Source organism: Rhodococcus globerulus NBRC 14531 (genome assembly GCF_001894805.1).
GTDB lineage: Bacteria > Actinomycetota > Actinomycetes > Mycobacteriales > Mycobacteriaceae > Rhodococcus_F > Rhodococcus_F globerula.
On record NZ_BCWX01000003.1, the window covers coordinates 453,160 to 469,853 of the forward strand.

The window sequence follows — 16,694 nt, forward strand, 5'->3', positions numbered from 1 at the left end:
GGTACACCTCATGAGGCCGCGATCAAACATGCGACCACTTCTCGAGATCTACGCGCCCATTCCACGAGGCGGTGGACCGTCGGGCACGGCGTGCCCGACACAGTCGGCAGGTCTTCGGACTCGCGGGCTCTCGATCGTGGTGATCGAACCTACTGGCCGTCGCTTCCCAGGCAAGATGCCCAGTGCATGTAGACGGCGGTCGTTCCTGCTTACCGCTGCGGGACAGTCCCGGATTTTCACCGGGTTCCCTCTCACTCCGTCAGCCTGGGCTGACGGAGCTTCGACGCCAGGAACGGTCTTCGGGGCTCCTCATGACCGCGCCGGGCGAACCAGCTGCGTTGCCCAGCATAGGGCCACGAGCGTCGGAGCAGGAAAAGGAGTGCCTGTATGCCTTCTGTCGACGGGCTAGGCGCGCCACGAGTACGAGTTGGAGTCGGGAGGGACGCGGGGAAGATTTTCCGATGATCGGAGATTTTCTGCCATTTCGACAAGCAGGGCCTGTGATGCCGGAGAAAGGTCGACGACCCGGGACGTGAGATTACGTAGGCGATCATTGTGAAGCTGTGCGAGCAGAATGTGGTCGGAATCGCCGCTTGCAAGAAATGGCACTTCCTGGTCGGGGTTGAAAAAATAGTCCGGAGTCACTTCGAAGAATCGGGCGAGGGCGGAGACAACTTCGGGTGAGGGATTGGTTCGGACGCCCGTGCGGAGTTGCGACAAGTAGGGAGTCGAGATGCGACAACCGTCTTCGGTCATGCTGCGCACAACCATGGCGTTGGTGACGTGATTGGGGGCGGACTCGAACAGCGCATTCAATCGTTGGCTGAATCTCTGCGCCATGAGCCTTCCCCCTGTGTTGTCCGCTCAACCATCTGATAACTGGTAGGTAACCATAGGTGGGTCGGTACTCCGCTACTTGGTTCCGCAACGTGTTGCTGTGGAACCAGGTAACAGGATACGTGAAGATTTGGGTCAGAACTGCAGGCGGGAGAGGGATTGGCATTAATTGCGACGGAATTGCCGGATACGGGACTCTATGTGGGGACCCTGCTCTTCTTATAACCAACCGTTGGATTCGGCGATTCGGGCAGATTCTCCGCGCGTTGCACCACCGGTCTTCCCCATCGCGGACGACAGGTGATTGCGAACGGTGCCGGCTGACAGGAATAGCTCGGCGGCGATAGCTGCAACGGGTGCGCCGGCCTTCGCGGCGCGCAGTACTTCGGTTTCGCGGTCGGTCAGCGGAGATTCGCCGCTGACAAGGCTGTCTGCCGCCAGCGTGGGATCTACGACGCGCAACCCCGCATGAACGCGTCGCACCGCGTCGGCGAGTTGCCGCGCCGGGGTGTCCTTGACGACAAAACCGGTGGCCCCGGCGTGCATCGCCTTGCGAAGAAATCCTGGCCGCCCGAAGGTTGTCACGATCAGCACGCGTGTCTGTGGGAGCGCTTCCAGCAACGCCGACGTCGCAGCGATCCCGTCCATCCCCGGCATCTCCACGTCCAGTAGCGCAACGTCGGGGCGGTGTTCCATAGCTGCCGCAACAACCTCGTCGCCTCGACCAACTTCCGCGACCACGGTCAGATCGGTTTCGAGATCGAGGAGCGCCGCCAGGGCGCCGCGAACCAATGCCTGGTCGTCGGCAAGTAGTAGCCGAATGCTCACGTGTTCTCCTGTTCATGGACCTGCAGTGAAAAGCCCTGGTGCGCGGCGCTGTTGATGGTCAGACGGGCTCCCGCCGCTGCGGCGCGTTCACGCAGTCCGGTCAACCCGTTGCCGATCGTCGTATTCTCACCGGAGATCCCGTCGTCGACAATTTCGACGCTCTTCTCGTCGATGGTTATGGTGCATTGTGTTGCGGCGCTGTGACGTACGACGTTGGTGACGCCTTCCCGAACGGTCCAGGCAAACAACTCCCGCAAGTGGCGTGGGACCATTTCGGTACTGTTCGGGGAATGGTCTTCGATGCCGGCGGCACGGAGAGCCTCCCGGGCACGGGCGATCTCGACGGGAAGTGAGATGGTTCGAAAGCCGTTCACGGCCGAGCGCACATCAGCCAAAGCGTCTCGGGAAAGCCGTTCGAGATCGTCGAGTTCACTGCGAGCTCGCTCGACGTCGACGTCCAACAATCGGTTGGCCAGTTCGGCTTTGACGGTGATGACGGTGAGCGAATGTCCGAGGATGTCATGGAGATCGCGCGCCATTCGAGCGCGTTCTTCCATGACGGCACGCAGTTCCTGTTCTTCTCGTTCGTGGACCATCGCAATATTGCGTCTGATGAGGGACATGACGCCCCACGTGGCAAACGCGGCGGCGCACACTCCGAGTGACAGGCCCGAATAGTTTCCCCATCCGGCGCTGACGCTGACGATTTCCACCGAAGCGGCAATGGCCAAGGTGAGAATGCCGCCGGCCACGGTCGGAAGCATTGTGACGGCCGTGACCGCGAGGTAGGGCGCAGTTGCGAGACCGGTCGGCCCGACACTGACGATGATCACAGCAGCGAGTGCAGTCAGACCGGCCAACGTGAGTACCGCGCGGCGAACTGTCGGTTCCCCGCTGAGGGTGAGACGGCGCTGCTGTACCCGGGCAAAGGTGTAGAGGTAGAGAGCGCCGAAGGTAAGCGTCGCAAGAATCCCTGCCCAGCCGCGTAATTCGTCGCGAAGGTTCCATCCCTCGATGAGGGGACCACCGAGAAAAATCATCCACACGGCGGCAAACAGAATGCCGAAACGATTCCGTCGCGGCATCGCGGCGGAATCGATTGGGCGAGTGGTCTCCGACAACTACACACGCTCCGTATCTTGTTGGAACCGCCAGATCGCTCCGGCAGTGAAGACGGCGAACCACACCAGAATATTGACGATCCACGTCCAGTGGACGCTATTGCCGGTCAGCGGCGCGTGCGCCAGCGCGTTGATGCCGAACATCGGAGTGAATTGAGCGATGGTCGCCCACACCGAACCATCCTGGAGCGGAACAAACAGGCCGCCGCCGAATGCCAGCAGTGCGAGCCCGGGACCGAGCAGTTGCATGACGTTCTCACTTGGCAGCAGGTATCCCATGAACAGGCCGAAGGCCGCGAAGATCGACGATCCGAGCCAAGCGATCAATGCCGTTGTGAACCACAATGATCCGTCCATCTGGGCAGAGGTGAACGAGCCGACAACATAGACAACGAGGATCGACGCGAGACCGAGCAGCATGGCCATGATCAATTTGACGGCGATGTAGGCGACCGGAGTCAACGGTGTCAGCCGAAGTTGTCTGCTCCACCCGGATGCTCGCTCGATCGACACCATCGCGCCGCCGCTGGTGGTTGCGAGCATCGCGCCGTACAACGCCATGCTGATCATGATGTACGCCGCGACGTTGCCATGCCCGATGTCATGAGCGTCGTCGCTTTGCCCCAATCCGAAGACCAGGTAGAAGACCACCGGCATGACAAGTGTGAAGAGCATCGTGCGCCGATTACGGGTCAGGCGACGCAGTTCCAAACGCAGCAAGGTCGTGTTGAACCCGCCCAGTGGTACGACGGTACGTTCTGTTGCAGTGGTCATCACTTCTGTCCTTCGGAGTTGTTCGACGTGAGTGCGATGAAGGCGTCTTCGAGTCCGCGCGAGACGATTTCGAGATCGCGGGCCGCTGTGTTGTTCAGGAGGAACCGCGCGACGGCATCGGTGTTGCCCGAGTGCACCGTCAGTGCCTCGCCGCGCAGTTCGACGGCATCCGAGTGCGGGATCGCGCGTAGAAGTTCGTCGGTCAGGCCAGGAACCCGCGCGTGCAGGGTTCGTCCGGACGCCATGGCTTTGACCTCGGCGGTGGTTCCGTCGGCCACGATTGTTCCTTGCCGGACCAGAATGATGCGGTCGGCGTAGACGTCGGCTTCTTCGAGGTAGTGCGTCGCAAACAGAACGGTGCGTCCTTGATCCGCGTCGGCTCGGATGGCCGACCAGAAGTCCCGGCGCCCTTCGACATCCATGCCGGTGGTCGGTTCGTCGAGGATGAGAAGTCTCGGGTCCGACAGGAGGGCCATCGCAAATCTCAGGCGCTGCTGTTGCCCGCCGGAGCACTTGCTGACGAGTCGGCCGGCGATGTCGAGGATTCCGGCGCGGCGCAGGACTTCGTCGACGGGGCGAGGGTGTGCGTACAGACTCGCCGTCAGTTGCACCGTCTCGGCAACTGTCAGTTCTTTGAGTAGTCCGCCGCTCTGCATGACCGCGGAGACCAGTCCGCGGGCTATCGCTGCGCGCGGCGCCATCCCGAAGACGCTCACGTCACCGGATGTCGGCTTCGACAGGCCGAGAATCAAGTCGATGGTGGTGGTTTTTCCGGCGCCGTTCGGGCCGAGAAACGCCACTATTTCACCGGGGCGAATACTCAGGTCGATGCCGTTGACTGCGCCCACATCGCCGAAGCGCTTGTGAAGTCCGGTCAATCGAATGGCGTCGTGTGCTCGTCCGTCAACGGGTGGATGCAGTACCTGTGCTGAGGTCATACCTCGAATCTGCCGGTTTTCGGCAGGGGAGCCCTCGTCGATCCGTCATTCTTCGGCCATGACATTTGTCATTGGTTTGGCAGTCGCGGGTTTCGGTGGCTGCTGGCCGAGGCGGGCGAGTACCAGGCCGACGATAATCGCTGCGCCGCCGATGCCTTGGATGACGGTGATGGATTCGCCGACAAGTATCCAGGCTGCGATCACTGCGCACAGGACCTCGGTGAGGGCTACGAGCGACCCGATTGTGGGTCCCAGCAACGTGATCGCGGCGATGCCGGTGAGGTAGGCGATGACGGTACTGACGACGACCAGAATCACTATCGGCAGCCACACTCCCACAGAATGGCCTGCCACGACGGTGTTCGACGACGAGAATGCAAGGGGGAGTGCGCCGATCACTCCGAGTAGTCCGATGAGCACTGCGCTGACAGTCAGCCCGGACGCTGCGAGCACAACAGGGTGCAGATCGCCGTCGGCCCGTTCGGAAATTACGAAATACACTGCGAGACAGGCAGCTGCTGCCAGTCCCCAAGCGACGCCGACGGCACTGATCTCTGCCGAGCCGAAGACATCGATGACCACGGCCGCGCCTACCAGGGCGATCGCTGCTCCCAGAAGCGTCTGCACGCTCGGTCGTGCGCCCTTGGTGATCCACACCCATCCAATGACGATGATGGGGGCCAGGTACTCGAGAAGGAGCGCCACGCCGACCGAAAGATGTTGCACCGCATTGAAGAAACACAACTGCACTCCGGATATTGCGAACACTCCGTACAGTAGTACCGTTCGCGTGTGGGCCGTCACTTGCCGCATACGACGCCACTGGGTTCCCAGTGCAATCACCATCATCACGAGTGCGCCGCCGGCAACGCGCGCGAACACCGCGCCTCCCGGCGACCAACCGGATTCGATGAGAGATTTGGCGAAGGGGCCGGAGACGCCGAAGGTCGCAGCGGACAGTAGAGCGAAGATCAAGCCGTTGCGAGAGTTCACGTCGTCACCCGTCAGGAGTAAAAGCGATTACGATGATGACACTAGGTTGACAATGCTCAGGAGTCAAAGTGAATTTTGCTGATGACACGGAATCGGCGCTCGTCTTCGCTGCGTCGTTGGTGAACACTGCTCGAGGAGGCGGCGAACTTCTGCCTGATCAGGAAGAACTGACTCGATTTCTCGATGCGGACAAGTGGACCGGGCGACGCGACGGCACGCAGAGCGAACTCGATGCGGTGCGGACGCTACGTCCACGTCTGCGACAGTTCTGGGAAGTGACCGAAGTGGACGACGCCGTCGCGGTGGTGAACACGCTGCTGGCCGAATCGGGAGCGCAGCCGAGACTCGCCCGGCACGACGATCTCGGGTGGCATCTGCACGTCACGGCGGACGATGCGCCCCTCGTCGATCGGATGGCCGCCGAAGCGGCGATGGGTGTGCTCGATCTGATCCGCACTGGGGAGTTCTCGCGTCTGCAGTGGTGTACCGCTCCTGATTGTGACGCAGTATTCGTGGATCTGTCGCGCAACCGATCAAAGCGATACTGCGACACCGGAAACTGTGGGAACCGGGCTAATGTCGCGGCATATCGTGCGCGAAAATCCGTTGGCTGACAGGTGCATCCGGACAACTGTGCTAATCGAATCTGAGGGGATCGACGATGCATACAGCGGGAATTATCGGAGGCGGTATCGGGGGCCTGGCAACGACGCTGGCGCTTGCGAATGCGGGCTGGTCGGTCACGGTGTTCGAGCAAGCGCCGGTTCTTGCCGAGGTGGGCGCCGGAATCACGTTGTGGCCGAACGCACTTGCCGCACTCGATCACCTTGGAGTGGGCGATGAGATCCGGAGCAGAGCCGCCCCAGGTTGGGTGGGCGGAATACGCAATCGCCAGGGTCGGTGGTTGATGCGGACGAGTGAGGAGAGATTCCGTGCGCTGCACGGCAATTTTGTCGCCATGCACCGCGGCGATCTGGTCGATGTTCTCCACACAGCGCTTCCCGAATCGGTGACCTTACGATTCGGCGGTGCAGTCACAGGGATCGATGTGGGTGGCGCGATTCGTTGTGGTGATCGCCTCGAAGAGTTCGATCTGATCGTCGGCGCCGACGGAATCGACAGCCTCACGCGGCGAACGATGTTCCCTGAGTATCCGGTGCCGCAGTCGCTGGGGGTTCGCGCGTGGAGGTGGATCGTTGATGACTTCGGCAGTGTTGACGTGGGTGGGATCCTCGGCGCAGGAGGAGAATTCGGCATCGTTCCGCTGGGGAACGGGCGGTTGTACGTTTTTGCTGCTGCACGGCTGTCCAAGGGCGCCCCGGACCCGTCGTTGGATGATTTTCTTCACTGGCCGTCACCTGTCCCCGAGCTCATCTCTGCAGTTGTGCCGGAGCGGATTCTTCGCCACGACATCAGAGATCTTCCAGCGCTGCCATCTTTTGTTCGAGACAGCGTTGTGCTCGTGGGTGATGCCGCGCACGCGATGGGGCCGCATCTCGGTCAAGGTGCATGCCAGGCTCTCGAGGATGCTGTCGCGCTCAGCGCTCATGCTCATGACTTGGCGACCTACGACTATCTGCGCACCAAGAGAACACATCGCCTTCAAAAGCGTTCGCGTCAATCCGCCCGAACAATCCTCACTCGCGGCGTCGGTGCTACGCTCGCTCGCGACCTGGTACTGCGAGCTCTTCCCACCGAGGTGTTTCTTCGCGGTCTGGGATCGAACTTCAGCACTCGGCACATGATGTGAAAGACCATTGTCGGACCCCGGTTGTGCCCTTTGCTCATGCCGCAGCTGATGAACTGCCCGGATCCTGCGTGGTCGCAGACGGGGCTTTGTGCGGTGACGGATCGTCCCCGTAGGTGTACTCCGTGTTGGTTTGGCCGTTCGCCTTCTGGATGGTCAGTGGCTTGGCGAATTCTCGTGTCCGGACCGGCAATTAACCACCAAAGCGTTGTTGAGTGCCCGGCGCAACGGCGTGGTTGAGGATGAGAAGTGCATGTGCGGGCTTTTTGTCGACGAGTAACCAGCGATGCCGAAGGTCGGCATCATGCCGTATGAAGTCGCCCGCCTCGAGCTGCCACGAACCTTCGCCTTCGACCTCCACTTCAAGGCTTCCGCTGATCAGGTAGACCGCCGCGAGCCCGCTCGACTGGAACCATTCAGAGATGTGAACCTCGGGTTCGAGTCTGTACTCGGTAACTTCCAAACTCGTGTTGCGGTCGAACAACAACGCGTGGCCGATGGCCGCATCGGGCCTGCTCGACACCGGCACGGGGCTACCGCTTCCGGCGCGGACGATCGCTACTCGGCTCGGTGAGCCCAAGGGGCTGGGCATGAGCTCTCCGGGGGCGACGTTAAGGACTGTGGCAAGACGGTAGATCGTGACCATCGAGGGCATGCTCAACCCGCGCTCCACATGGCTCAGGAACGGTTGGCTGATGCCGGCGCTAGAGGCCAGTGCCCTCATCGAGAGCCCTGCGGCCTCTCGCCGAGTCCGCACCGCGGCACCGATCGCCACAGCCAACTCGGTCTCATCGTCGGTGGTCTGCGTCATTAACAACTCCGTAACACCCAGTATAGCTGCAGGAAATACTCATGGCCCATTTTGATAGTTGTCAGCTATCGCTTCGTCACTTCCACTTCAGTATGGAGTCTAAAGATGTCCGTTCACTCCACCGATCAACCCGTTAGTAGTGAGTCTCCATCGGAAGCCGGATCTTCGCGATTCACGATCGAGCAACGAGGCATCGACCATGTGCCGGCGAGTGAACGCCATGGCTCGGTGCGATCGGTGGCGCTGATGTGGAGCGGCGCGATGATGAACGTCACCGGCATCGTCTTCGGCGCCCTCCTCGTATTACTCGGTCTGAACCTCTGGCAAGCAGTCGCAGCGATTCTGATCGGTAACGCGACATGGATCATCACCGGTTTGTGTTCGCTGCCCGGGCCGGCTGCCGGCACCACCACGTTCGCCGCGAGCCGCGCTCCCTTCGGGCGCAACGGAAATCGACCGATTGCATTCTGCAACTGGATAATGCAGATCGGTTACGAGTCACTCGATCTGGTGTTGATGTTTCTGGCTACGTCGGTTCTCCTCGGTCAGGCCGGGATCGATTTGGGCACTCCGCTCGAGGTCGTCGTCATCTTGGGCTTGGCGGTTACGCAGAGCATTCTGCCTATCTTCGGCCTGTCGGTGATCATGAAGGCGATTCGAATCCTGTTGATCCCGTTCACTGTGCTGTTCGCGGTGCTGGTTGTGCTCGTGTTCGACTCCGTGGATGTCCAGACGGGCACGGCCTCCGGTGGCACCGCCTTGTTCTTCGCCGGTGTCGCGGTGGCGGCGTCAGGAAGCGGTCTGGGATGGACACCGAACGCCGCCGACTATGCCCGATATCTGCCCGAGTCAACCAGTCGCGTTCGCCTGGTGGTGGGCACCGCGATCGGAGGCGCTCTGCCGCAAACCCTGCTGATGCTGCTGGGTGCGGCCGTCGCCACTGCAGTCCCAGACGCCGTCGATCCCATCAGCGGACTACCGTCGGCTCTGCCGTCGTGGTTCCTGACTCCCTATCTTCTTGTGGTCCTGCTACAGCTCACCGCGCTCAATGCGATCAACCTCTATTCCTCGGGAATGACACTGCAGGCGATGGGTATTCGAATCAGTCGTTGGCAAGCCGTCGTCGTCGATGCCGTTGTCTGCGCGATCGTCGCGATCGTCGTGACGTTCTCCGGCGACTTCAACACATTGCTTGGGAACTTCCTGCTCTTCATGATCGTCTGGTTCGCACCGTGGGCGGCGATCATGGTCGTCGACTATTTCCTGCGCTCGGGCCGGTACGACATAGCGTCACTATCCGATGACGGCGGCCGGTATCGCCGGGTTCTCGGCTTCAATCCGGCCGGCGTCACTGCCCAGGTCGCCGGCATGATCGCGGCATTGCTCTGCATCAACACCACGGTCTTCACCGGCCCCATCTCCAAGGCATTCGACGGCGCCGACCTCAGTGTGCCAGCCGGCCTGGTGGTCGGGGCGCTGACCTACTGGGCGCTGGCACGCACATCAACCCGTAACGAGAGCACAGTCACCGAAAGGCTCAGCGCATGAACACCATTCCCCTCGTCGATCTCGAACAGTGGCGCACCGGATCCTCCTTGCAGCGTGCGAAGCTGAGCGAACGTGTCGACCAGGCCCTGCAAGGGTCCGGATTCCTGTTGATCTCGGGCCATGGAATCGATCCTGAACTCCGCGCGCAGATTCGGGCCGCCGGATCGGCGTTCTTCACCAGCGGCCCGGCGACCAAACATCGATACCGGACCCACGTCGGTGGGCGGGGGTGGATCCCCTCGGGTGCCGAAGCCAACGCTTTCGTCGAAGAGACTCCGGGTCCAGCCGACCTCAAGGAGACCTACACGAACGGCTGGGACGACTACTCCACCGGTGATCCCGTGGTCGATAACGAATGGTTCGCGCCCAATGTCTGGCCGACCGAAGTGCCGGAGTTCGAGCGGCTGTGTGCGACGTACACCGAGCAGATGCGTTCCCTGGCAGCAGAATTGCTGACCGTCTTCGCTTCGGCACTGAATCTCGATCCCGACTGGTTCACCTCTCGGACCGACCGCGCACCACATTCGTTCAACCTCAATCGATACCCGGCGATGGCCGAGACCGGGATTGCAATCGACGGCCAATACCGGATCGCGCCGCATACCGATTTCGGGGTCATCACCATACTCGACCGTCAAGCAGGCTACGGCGGGCTCCAGGTCGATACCGGTGACGGCAGCTGGGTGAATGCACCGTTCGTCGATGATGCCTTCACCATCAACATCGGTGATCTGATGGCTCGTTGGACGGGCGATCGGTGGCGCTCGACCAGGCACCGGGTATTGCCTCCGTCCGCGCACGACCCCAACGAGGAGTTGATCTCGTTGATCTTCTTCTTCGAAGCCAATCACGATGCGGTGATCGAGTCTTTCGGTCCGCCGATCGGACGAGCGCACGCCTACCAGCCCGTCACGACTGCGGACTACCTTCGCGCCCGGTATTCCGCGATCACCATCTGACGAACGCCCAGACCACCCAACACGCGAGGACGACATCCATCATGGCATTTGCCCGCAACGCCGGAACCGACTTCCAGGTCCCGATCATCGATATCTCGACGTTCACAGGCGGGGCCGATATCGATCGGCAATCAATCGCCCGCCAGGTCGATCTGGCTGCATCCACCGTCGGATTCATGCAGGTGGTCGGGCATGGCATCCAACCGAAAGTGCTCGATCGGTTCACCGCGGCCACCGACGAATTCTTCGCGTTGCCGGAGTCCACCAAACGCAAATACTCCACACCGCCGCACATCAACCGCGGGTACACCCCACCGAGAGCCGAGGCGTTGGCAAACTCTCTCGGGATCATCACCGCCGCAGATCTTTTCGAGGCGTTCAACATCGGCGTCGACCCTGCCGACCACGCCTCTCCGGACCTCGATCCCGTCGACTACGCGCCCACCATCTTCCCCAGCGAGACAACCGACTTCGAATCTGCCGTTACCGCTTGGTTCGGCGAGGCCCGACGCGTGGCGCACACCATGGCCGACATCTTCGCCCTGGCTCTGCATCTACCGATCGACTACTTTCGGCAGTTCACCACGCACTCTCTGGATGTACTGCGTATCAACAACTATCAACTGCCCCACCCCGACGTCACCTTGGAATCCGAGCAGATGGGCATGGGAGCGCACACCGACTACGGTATCGTGACGGTCTTGTGGGCAGATCAGGTGCCCGGACTGGAAATACTTGACAGTCAGCGGGTTTGGCACCCCGTACAGCCCGCCGACGGGGCACTGTTGGTCAACCTGGGCGATGCGCTGGCCCGCTGGACCAACGATCGCTGGATCTCCACCATGCACCGGGTAGCGCCGCCACGCGTCGACGGCCGGCTCGTGCCGCGACGCTCGGCGGCCTTCTTCCACGACGGCAACCCCGAGACGGTCATCGCGTGCCTGCCGGGTTGCACCGGTCCCGGCAATCCACCGCGATATGAGCCGGTGACGGTCAAAGAGCACATAACCGCCAAGCTCCGCGGGTCCCGGGGGCGGGAACCGAATCCCCATGCGATCCGGGAGGCCGCTCGCCTCACTGGCAGTACATCATGAGTAGCACATTCACCGTTGCCACCCTTCCGAAGATCGAATTGCACTGTCACCTCGAAGCCGCCCTGCCGATCAGCCTCGTTTACCTTCTTGCGCAGCGGAACTCACTGAACCACTTGCTTGCGCCGGCGCTGGGTGCCTACCAGAGTGTCGCCGACATCGACGACTACCTGAAGGGCTACGACGCCACCGCCCATCTCCTGCGCACAGCAGGCGACTTTGCCGAAGCCGTCGACACGTACTTGCATTCGGTGGCTCAGCAGGCCGTCCGATACGTCGAAATCTTCTGGAGCCCCATGGTCCATCTCGACGACGCGGTGCCCTACCGCACCCAACTCGCCGGCATCATCGACGGCATCGAACACTCCACCTCCGGCGTCAACTGTCGCCTGATCCCGGCCATCGACCGCTCCCGCTCACCCGCCGAAGCCGCCCAAGTGGTCGATTACATCATTGAGTGCAACAACGACCTCGTGGTCGGAGTCGGCCTGGACTACGATGAAACCCTGGGCCCCGCAGATGCTTTCATCGAGCCATTCGCTCGCATACGACGCGCAGGACTACGCGCCACAAGTCATGCCGGCGAAACCGCCGGGTCCGACAGCATCCTGGACAGCATCGACCTGCTTGGCTGCAGCCGCATCGACCACGGATACGCAATACTGAGCAACGACGACGACCTACAGCGATGCCTCGATGCCGGTGTCACTTTCACCGTCAGCACTCGCGCGGCCGAACTCTTGAAGACCTGGGGTCTCGAGGTCGCGGGCGCTCCAGCAGACATGTGGCGCCGTGGACTCCGCATCTCACCGGCCACCGACGCGCCCGCACACTTCGGAACAACACTCACCTCCGAGCACTCCATGCTCGAGGCCGCCGGATTGACGGTCGCCGACCTTCACGACATCCAGTTGGCATCGGTCGCCGGTACCTTCCTTGACGAGACCGACCGCCGTACCCTGACTGCCGAACTCAGGACCTGATCCGAGTACGTCGACACGGGACCGTCTGTAACTGGATCGATGCGCACAGCACTAACCGGCGCCGACGCTACGGTCGTGTCGGACCCCGGTTGTACCCTTCGCGCATGCCCACCGCTGATGAACTGCTCGGAGCCTCCGTAGTCGCCGATCTTGCCCTGTGCCTTGAACAAGCGTCGGGACGCACGCGATTGGCCGCTGTTCGCGAGAGCTCATCCGGCTTTGACGGCCTCAGTCTCGGTGAGCGCACTCGTGTGGTGCGAGACGCGATGATGTCCGACCTACCCGAGGAGTTTCCGCGCTTTGCCGAGGTAATCCGGCTGGCGTTGCGCGACGAGGCCTTTGCGGGCTGGATGATCTGGCCGGTCACGGAAGCTGTTGCAGTGATCGCCACGCGCAGTGGCCGAAATGCAGATTTCGACGACGGTATGGCGCTACTCGCCGAACTGACCTCGCGTCTGACGAGCGAATTTGCGATCCGGACCTTTCTCGACGCGAATCCCGCGCGAGCGCTGGAGATCGCTCTCGGATGGACCGATCACCAGGACGAGCATGTTCGGCGCCTCGCCAGTGAGGGCACCCGGATGCGTCTGCCCTGGGGTAGGCGGGTGAAGGCATTGACGGAGCACCCGGAGTCCACGGTCTCGATTCTCGACGCGCTGTACCGCGACGACTCGGAATACGTGCGGAGATCTGTCGCCAATCATCTCAACGACCTCAGTCGCGCGGACGCTGCATTAGCGGTATCGATCGCCAAGCGTTGGCTCGGTGATCCCGACGCGGCTACGCCCAAAGTGGTTCGCCATGCACTGCGCAGCCTGGTGAAAGCCGGCGACGTCGATGCGTTGGCTCTGCTGGGCTTTGCGGCACCCACGGATATCGTGATTTCGGACTTTGTGATCGATCGCGACGCTGTCGATCTGGGCGGAGACATCGCATTCGGTTTTGCGGTGAGTAACAACGGCGGTGAGTCCGTGACTGTGGCAATCGACTACATAGTCCATCACGTCAAGGCCAACGGACTCACCAGTCCGAAGGTGTTCAAGCTGACCACGCGCTCTCTCGAGCCCGGTGCCAGCGCGAAGGTAGCCAAGCGGCATTCCTTCAAGCCGATCAGCACGCGGCGGTATTACGCCGGTACTCATTCCGTCGAGTTACAGATCAACGGAGTTACACAGGGTCTGAGATCTTTTCAGCTCCAAGTCGCTGCGGACGATAACTGACCGAGGGATAGCCGTCGTCGGGGTCGATCGTGACTTTTGCCCGGACTCGGTAGACCTGTTCGACCAGTTCCTCGGTCAGCACTTCGGTCGGTGTACCAGACGCAACCACCCGTCCGCGTTCGAGCACCACAAGACGGTCGCAGAACATCGCCGCCACGTTGAGGTCATGCAGCGCAATGTAACTGGTCACCGGAAGCGTCGACACCAGTGACAGGATGTCGAGTTGGTGTGAGATGTCGAGGTGGTTGGTCGGCTCGTCGAGCAGCAGCACGTCCGGTTGCTGAGCCAGTGCGCGGGCGATCTGCGCGCGTTGGCGTTCCCCGCCGGACAGCGTGTGCCACAAGCGTCGTCGCATCGACGTCATGCCGGTATCGGCGAGTGCCTGGTCTATTGCGTCGTCGTCGGCTTCCTCGCCGGAACCGAACAGTGTGCGGTGTGGAATGCGGCCGAGCCTCACGACGTCGAGCACGCTGATGTCGACCTCGGTGTGGGCGTGCTGATCGACCACCGCGATCTTCCGGGCAACGGTGCGTCGGCGAACGTTGCTGATGCTGGTGCCGCCCAGCGTGACATCGCCCGAGTCAGGAGACGTGACTCCAGCCAGGATGCTGATGAGTGAGGACTTCCCGGACCCGTTGGGGCCGAGGATCCCGATGGTGTCACCCGGTTGCGCGGCGACGCTCACCCGATCGAGGATCAGGTTCTTTCCGCGGTGCCACACGATGTCGTGTGCTGCGAGGCTCATGCGCTTCTCCTCATGCGGAACAGGATGACCGCAAATGCGGGGACGCCGATCAAGGCCGTCACAACACCGACCGGAATCTCCTGGGGCGCAAACGCAGTACGCGCGATGGCATCCACCCACACCATGAAAATCGCACCGATCAGCGCCGTGGCAGGGAGTAAACGGCTGTGTCTCGAACCGACCAGAAACCGGGCCGCATGCGGAAGCACCAGTCCCACAAAACCTATCGCCCCGGCAGCGCTGACCAATGCGGCCGTGATCAGCGCGGTGATGGTGAGAAGGAGCAGCCGAACGCGCTGCACCGGGATTCCGAGCGTCGCGGCGGCGTTGTTGCCGAAAGTGAAGGCGTCCAACGCCGGTGCCTGGGCGAGACACACAAGGATTCCGACGGCTACCACTGCGCCACACAGAACTACGTCCGTCCAGCCGGCACCGGCCAACGAACCGAGAAGCCAGAACAAGACGCCTCGGGTCTGCTCGGCGTCGGCGGAGGAAATGACGATGAACGACGTGAGTGCCGAGAACAATTGTGTGCCTGCAACACCTGCCAAGACCACGCGGGACGTGCCACCGCCTGCGCCCGCAGCAAGCAGCATCACCAGGCCGAACGAGACGACGGCCCCGGCAAATGCACCGGCGGACAGCGAGATAACGCCGCCGCCGATGCCGAGCACCGCGATCATCACCGCACCGGTCGAAGCCCCGGACGAAATTCCGAGAACAAAAGGATCGGCCAGTGGATTACGGAGCAGCGACTGCATGATGACGCCGCACAATGCGAGCCCAGCACCGCACACTGCAGCCAAGAGTGTTCGGGGAAGCCGCAATTCCCAGACTATGCCGTCCTTGATGCGGCTGACGCCGGACGATCCGACACCCCAATGCTCGAGCACTACGGCGTAGACGTCGCGAACCGACAGATTAGCCGGGCCGATCGTGATCGCCAGCGCGATCGAGAATCCGAGAACCACCAAACCGATCAGGAACAGCACTCCCAGAGTTGACCGGGATTCGAGACGCGCAGTGCGCGTGCTCAATTGGCCAAGCCCCAGTCACGCAGCGCGGTAGCGGTCTTCTCGACACCGTCGATCGTGCGGATCGAGGGGTTGAGATCGGCGCCGTTCACAACGATGTACTTCTTGTCCTGCACAGCTTGCAGACGCGAGGTGACAGGGTTGGATTCGAGGAAGGCGATCTTGCTGGCCAGAGCGTCACCGTCGATACTGCGCCGACTCAGGTCCGCGAGCACCAAGGCCGTTGGGTTGCGATCGAGGATGGTTTCCCAACTGACCTGGGGCCATTCGTCCGTCGTATCGGCGAAGATGTTCTCCGCGCCAACAGATTCCGTGATAATTCCGGACGAGCCACAGCAACCAGCCATGTACGGAGTCATGGTGTCGGCAAACCAGAATGCGAGTGAGACCCCGGACGCATCGACGGAATCGGACGCTTTCGCGAATCGATCCTGTAGTTCGGTGACAAACTGCTCACCTCGATCACGCACGTCGAAAATTGCTGCCAAGTCCCGGATTTCCTGGTAGACAGTCTCGATCTTCAACGGTTCGGTGCGAGCGCCGTCCGCATTCGACGCCGAGGACACCTTGCCGTCGCAGCCGTTGTCGGTGGGCGAGAGGTACGTCGGTACGCCGAGCGCGGCGAACTGATCTCGGCTCGCGACGCCGCCCTCGGCAATCGTGGAGGCAAACGAGGCCGATACGAAATCGGGTTCCGTGTCGAGGACAACCTCGAACGACGGTTTGTTGTCGGCAAGGCGCGGGACTCGATTGTTGTCGGCTGCGAGGTTCTCACGAACGGGATCGGTCCACGTCGCGGTGCCGACCATCCGGTCTGCGAGACCGAGGGACAGCAGAATCTCGGTGGAGCCTTGGTTGAGGGAGACCGCACGTGTCGGTGGTGCGTCGATCGTGACTTGTCGACCACAATTGTCGATGGTCAGGGGGTAGTTGGACGAGCTGGCGTCACTCGCGGTGACGGAGTCGTCGGAGGCGCCGCAGCCGGCCAGACCAAACGCGAGAGCCGAGGTGGCAACAACTGCTGATGTGAAGCGCATAAAACGCATGAAGAGGGAACTCCTTGCT

Annotated in this window: 17 protein-coding genes and 1 riboswitch; of the genes, 7 read left to right on the forward strand and 10 right to left on the reverse strand. The window is 61.8% G+C overall.

What is annotated here, in order from left to right:
* Positions 1-88: 88 nt before the first annotated feature.
* Positions 89-297: riboswitch (cobalamin riboswitch) on the reverse strand.
* Positions 298-405: 108 nt separating this feature from the next.
* The 6 genes from RG2_RS17340 to RG2_RS17365 all read right to left on the reverse strand — a co-directional run bounded on the left by RG2_RS17340 (position 406) and on the right by RG2_RS17365 (position 5,491).
* Entirely contained in the window at positions 406-840 is a 435-nt protein-coding gene (locus RG2_RS17340) for a helix-turn-helix domain-containing protein (RefSeq protein WP_033234026.1), read from the reverse strand.
* A gap of 216 nt (positions 841-1,056) precedes the next feature.
* The gene (locus tag RG2_RS17345; protein WP_033234027.1) at positions 1,057-1,665 is read right to left on the reverse strand and encodes a response regulator transcription factor; all 609 of its coding nucleotides are present in this window, start codon (positions 1,663-1,665) and stop codon (positions 1,057-1,059) included.
* Positions 1,662-2,750: a sensor histidine kinase gene (locus tag RG2_RS17350; protein ID WP_072782648.1), complete on the reverse strand. Its 1,089-nt coding sequence runs from the start codon at positions 2,748-2,750 to the stop codon at positions 1,662-1,664. The genes RG2_RS17345 and RG2_RS17350 overlap by 4 nt, the downstream gene beginning before the upstream one ends.
* Positions 2,751-2,786: 36 nt before the next feature.
* Positions 2,787-3,560, reverse strand: coding sequence for an ABC transporter permease (locus RG2_RS17355; RefSeq protein ID WP_033234029.1), 774 nt, complete (start codon positions 3,558-3,560; stop codon positions 2,787-2,789).
* Positions 3,560-4,498: an ABC transporter ATP-binding protein gene (locus RG2_RS17360; RefSeq protein ID WP_033234030.1), complete on the reverse strand. Its 939-nt coding sequence runs from the start codon at positions 4,496-4,498 to the stop codon at positions 3,560-3,562. Before RG2_RS17360 ends, RG2_RS17355 begins: the two co-directional genes overlap by 1 nt.
* 45 nt (positions 4,499-4,543) lie before the next feature.
* Positions 4,544-5,491 carry an EamA family transporter gene (locus RG2_RS17365; protein ID WP_033234031.1) on the reverse strand — a complete coding sequence of 316 codons (948 nt, stop codon included), beginning with the start codon at positions 5,489-5,491 and terminating at the stop codon, positions 4,544-4,546.
* A 68-nt stretch (positions 5,492-5,559) separates the two neighbouring features.
* On the opposite strand from RG2_RS17365, the gene RG2_RS17370 reads away from it, so the two are divergent.
* Both RG2_RS17370 and RG2_RS17375 read left to right on the forward strand, forming a co-directional pair.
* The gene (locus RG2_RS17370) at positions 5,560-6,105 is read left to right on the forward strand and encodes a CGNR zinc finger domain-containing protein (protein WP_033234032.1); all 546 of its coding nucleotides are present in this window, start codon (positions 5,560-5,562) and stop codon (positions 6,103-6,105) included.
* Between the two features lie 47 nt (positions 6,106-6,152).
* Positions 6,153-7,241: an FAD-dependent monooxygenase gene (locus RG2_RS17375; protein WP_033234033.1), complete on the forward strand. Its 1,089-nt coding sequence runs from the start codon at positions 6,153-6,155 to the stop codon at positions 7,239-7,241.
* 190 nt (positions 7,242-7,431) lie between these two features.
* Here the strand turns inward: RG2_RS17375 and RG2_RS17380 are convergent, their stop codons facing one another.
* Complete coding sequence (locus tag RG2_RS17380) at positions 7,432-8,049, reverse strand: helix-turn-helix domain-containing protein (RefSeq protein WP_033234034.1); 618 nt, start codon at positions 8,047-8,049, stop codon at positions 7,432-7,434.
* Between the two features lie 105 nt (positions 8,050-8,154).
* Here RG2_RS17380 and RG2_RS17385 point away from each other — a divergent pair, with 105 nt between their 5' ends.
* The 5 genes from RG2_RS17385 to RG2_RS17405 all read left to right on the forward strand — a co-directional run bounded on the left by RG2_RS17385 (position 8,155) and on the right by RG2_RS17405 (position 13,850).
* Positions 8,155-9,597 carry a purine-cytosine permease family protein gene (locus RG2_RS17385; protein WP_033234035.1) on the forward strand — a complete coding sequence of 481 codons (1,443 nt, stop codon included), beginning with the start codon at positions 8,155-8,157 and terminating at the stop codon, positions 9,595-9,597.
* Positions 9,594-10,556 carry an isopenicillin N synthase family dioxygenase gene (locus RG2_RS17390; protein ID WP_033234036.1) on the forward strand — a complete coding sequence of 321 codons (963 nt, stop codon included), beginning with the start codon at positions 9,594-9,596 and terminating at the stop codon, positions 10,554-10,556. Before RG2_RS17385 ends, RG2_RS17390 begins: the two co-directional genes overlap by 4 nt.
* A 41-nt stretch (positions 10,557-10,597) precedes the next feature.
* Positions 10,598-11,650: an isopenicillin N synthase family dioxygenase gene (locus tag RG2_RS17395; RefSeq protein WP_033234037.1), complete on the forward strand. Its 1,053-nt coding sequence runs from the start codon at positions 10,598-10,600 to the stop codon at positions 11,648-11,650.
* Positions 11,647-12,630 (forward strand): adenosine deaminase family protein, encoded by a 984-nt coding sequence (locus RG2_RS17400; protein ID WP_033234038.1) that lies wholly within the window; start codon positions 11,647-11,649, stop codon positions 12,628-12,630. Before RG2_RS17395 ends, RG2_RS17400 begins: the two co-directional genes overlap by 4 nt.
* A gap of 104 nt (positions 12,631-12,734) precedes the next feature.
* Positions 12,735-13,850 (forward strand): DNA alkylation repair protein, encoded by a 1,116-nt coding sequence (locus tag RG2_RS17405; protein WP_033234039.1) that lies wholly within the window; start codon positions 12,735-12,737, stop codon positions 13,848-13,850.
* On the opposite strand, the gene RG2_RS17410 is transcribed toward RG2_RS17405, so the two are convergent.
* The 3 genes from RG2_RS17410 to RG2_RS17420 are packed head-to-tail and all read right to left on the reverse strand — an operon-like array spanning position 13,798 to position 16,675.
* Positions 13,798-14,595, reverse strand: coding sequence for an ABC transporter ATP-binding protein (locus RG2_RS17410; RefSeq protein ID WP_033234040.1), 798 nt, complete (start codon positions 14,593-14,595; stop codon positions 13,798-13,800). The two genes, RG2_RS17405 and RG2_RS17410, sit on opposite strands and share 53 nt — an antisense overlap.
* Complete coding sequence (locus RG2_RS17415; RefSeq protein WP_033234041.1) at positions 14,592-15,632, reverse strand: FecCD family ABC transporter permease; 1,041 nt, start codon at positions 15,630-15,632, stop codon at positions 14,592-14,594. Before RG2_RS17415 ends, RG2_RS17410 begins: the two co-directional genes overlap by 4 nt.
* Complete coding sequence (locus RG2_RS17420; protein WP_033234042.1) at positions 15,629-16,675, reverse strand: ABC transporter substrate-binding protein; 1,047 nt, start codon at positions 16,673-16,675, stop codon at positions 15,629-15,631. Before RG2_RS17420 ends, RG2_RS17415 begins: the two co-directional genes overlap by 4 nt.
* Positions 16,676-16,694: the final 19 nt, after the last annotated feature.

Bases quoted from the DNA above. Each gene is read 5' to 3' on its own strand.
- RG2_RS17340 (WP_033234026.1), bottom strand. From the start codon at position 840: ATGGCGCAGAGATTCAGCCAACGATTGAATGCGCTGTTCGAGTCCGCC.
- RG2_RS17350 (WP_072782648.1), bottom strand. From the start codon at position 2,750: ATGCCGCGACGGAATCGTTTCGGCATTCTGTTTGCCGCCGTGTGGATG.
- RG2_RS17355 (WP_033234029.1), bottom strand. From the start codon at position 3,560: ATGACCACTGCAACAGAACGTACCGTCGTACCACTGGGCGGGTTCAAC.
- RG2_RS17360 (WP_033234030.1), bottom strand. From the start codon at position 4,498: ATGACCTCAGCACAGGTACTGCATCCACCCGTTGACGGACGAGCACAC.
- RG2_RS17375 (WP_033234033.1), top strand. From the start codon at position 6,153: ATGCATACAGCGGGAATTATCGGAGGCGGTATCGGGGGCCTGGCAACG.
- RG2_RS17380 (WP_033234034.1), bottom strand. From the start codon at position 8,049: ATGACGCAGACCACCGACGATGAGACCGAGTTGGCTGTGGCGATCGGT.
- RG2_RS17385 (WP_033234035.1), top strand. From the start codon at position 8,155: ATGTCCGTTCACTCCACCGATCAACCCGTTAGTAGTGAGTCTCCATCG.
- RG2_RS17390 (WP_033234036.1), top strand. From the start codon at position 9,594: ATGAACACCATTCCCCTCGTCGATCTCGAACAGTGGCGCACCGGATCC.
- RG2_RS17395 (WP_033234037.1), top strand. From the start codon at position 10,598: ATGGCATTTGCCCGCAACGCCGGAACCGACTTCCAGGTCCCGATCATC.
- RG2_RS17400 (WP_033234038.1), top strand. From the start codon at position 11,647: ATGAGTAGCACATTCACCGTTGCCACCCTTCCGAAGATCGAATTGCAC.
- RG2_RS17405 (WP_033234039.1), top strand. From the start codon at position 12,735: ATGCCCACCGCTGATGAACTGCTCGGAGCCTCCGTAGTCGCCGATCTT.
- RG2_RS17410 (WP_033234040.1), bottom strand. From the start codon at position 14,595: ATGAGCCTCGCAGCACACGACATCGTGTGGCACCGCGGAAAGAACCTG.
- RG2_RS17420 (WP_033234042.1), bottom strand. From the start codon at position 16,675: ATGCGTTTTATGCGCTTCACATCAGCAGTTGTTGCCACCTCGGCTCTC.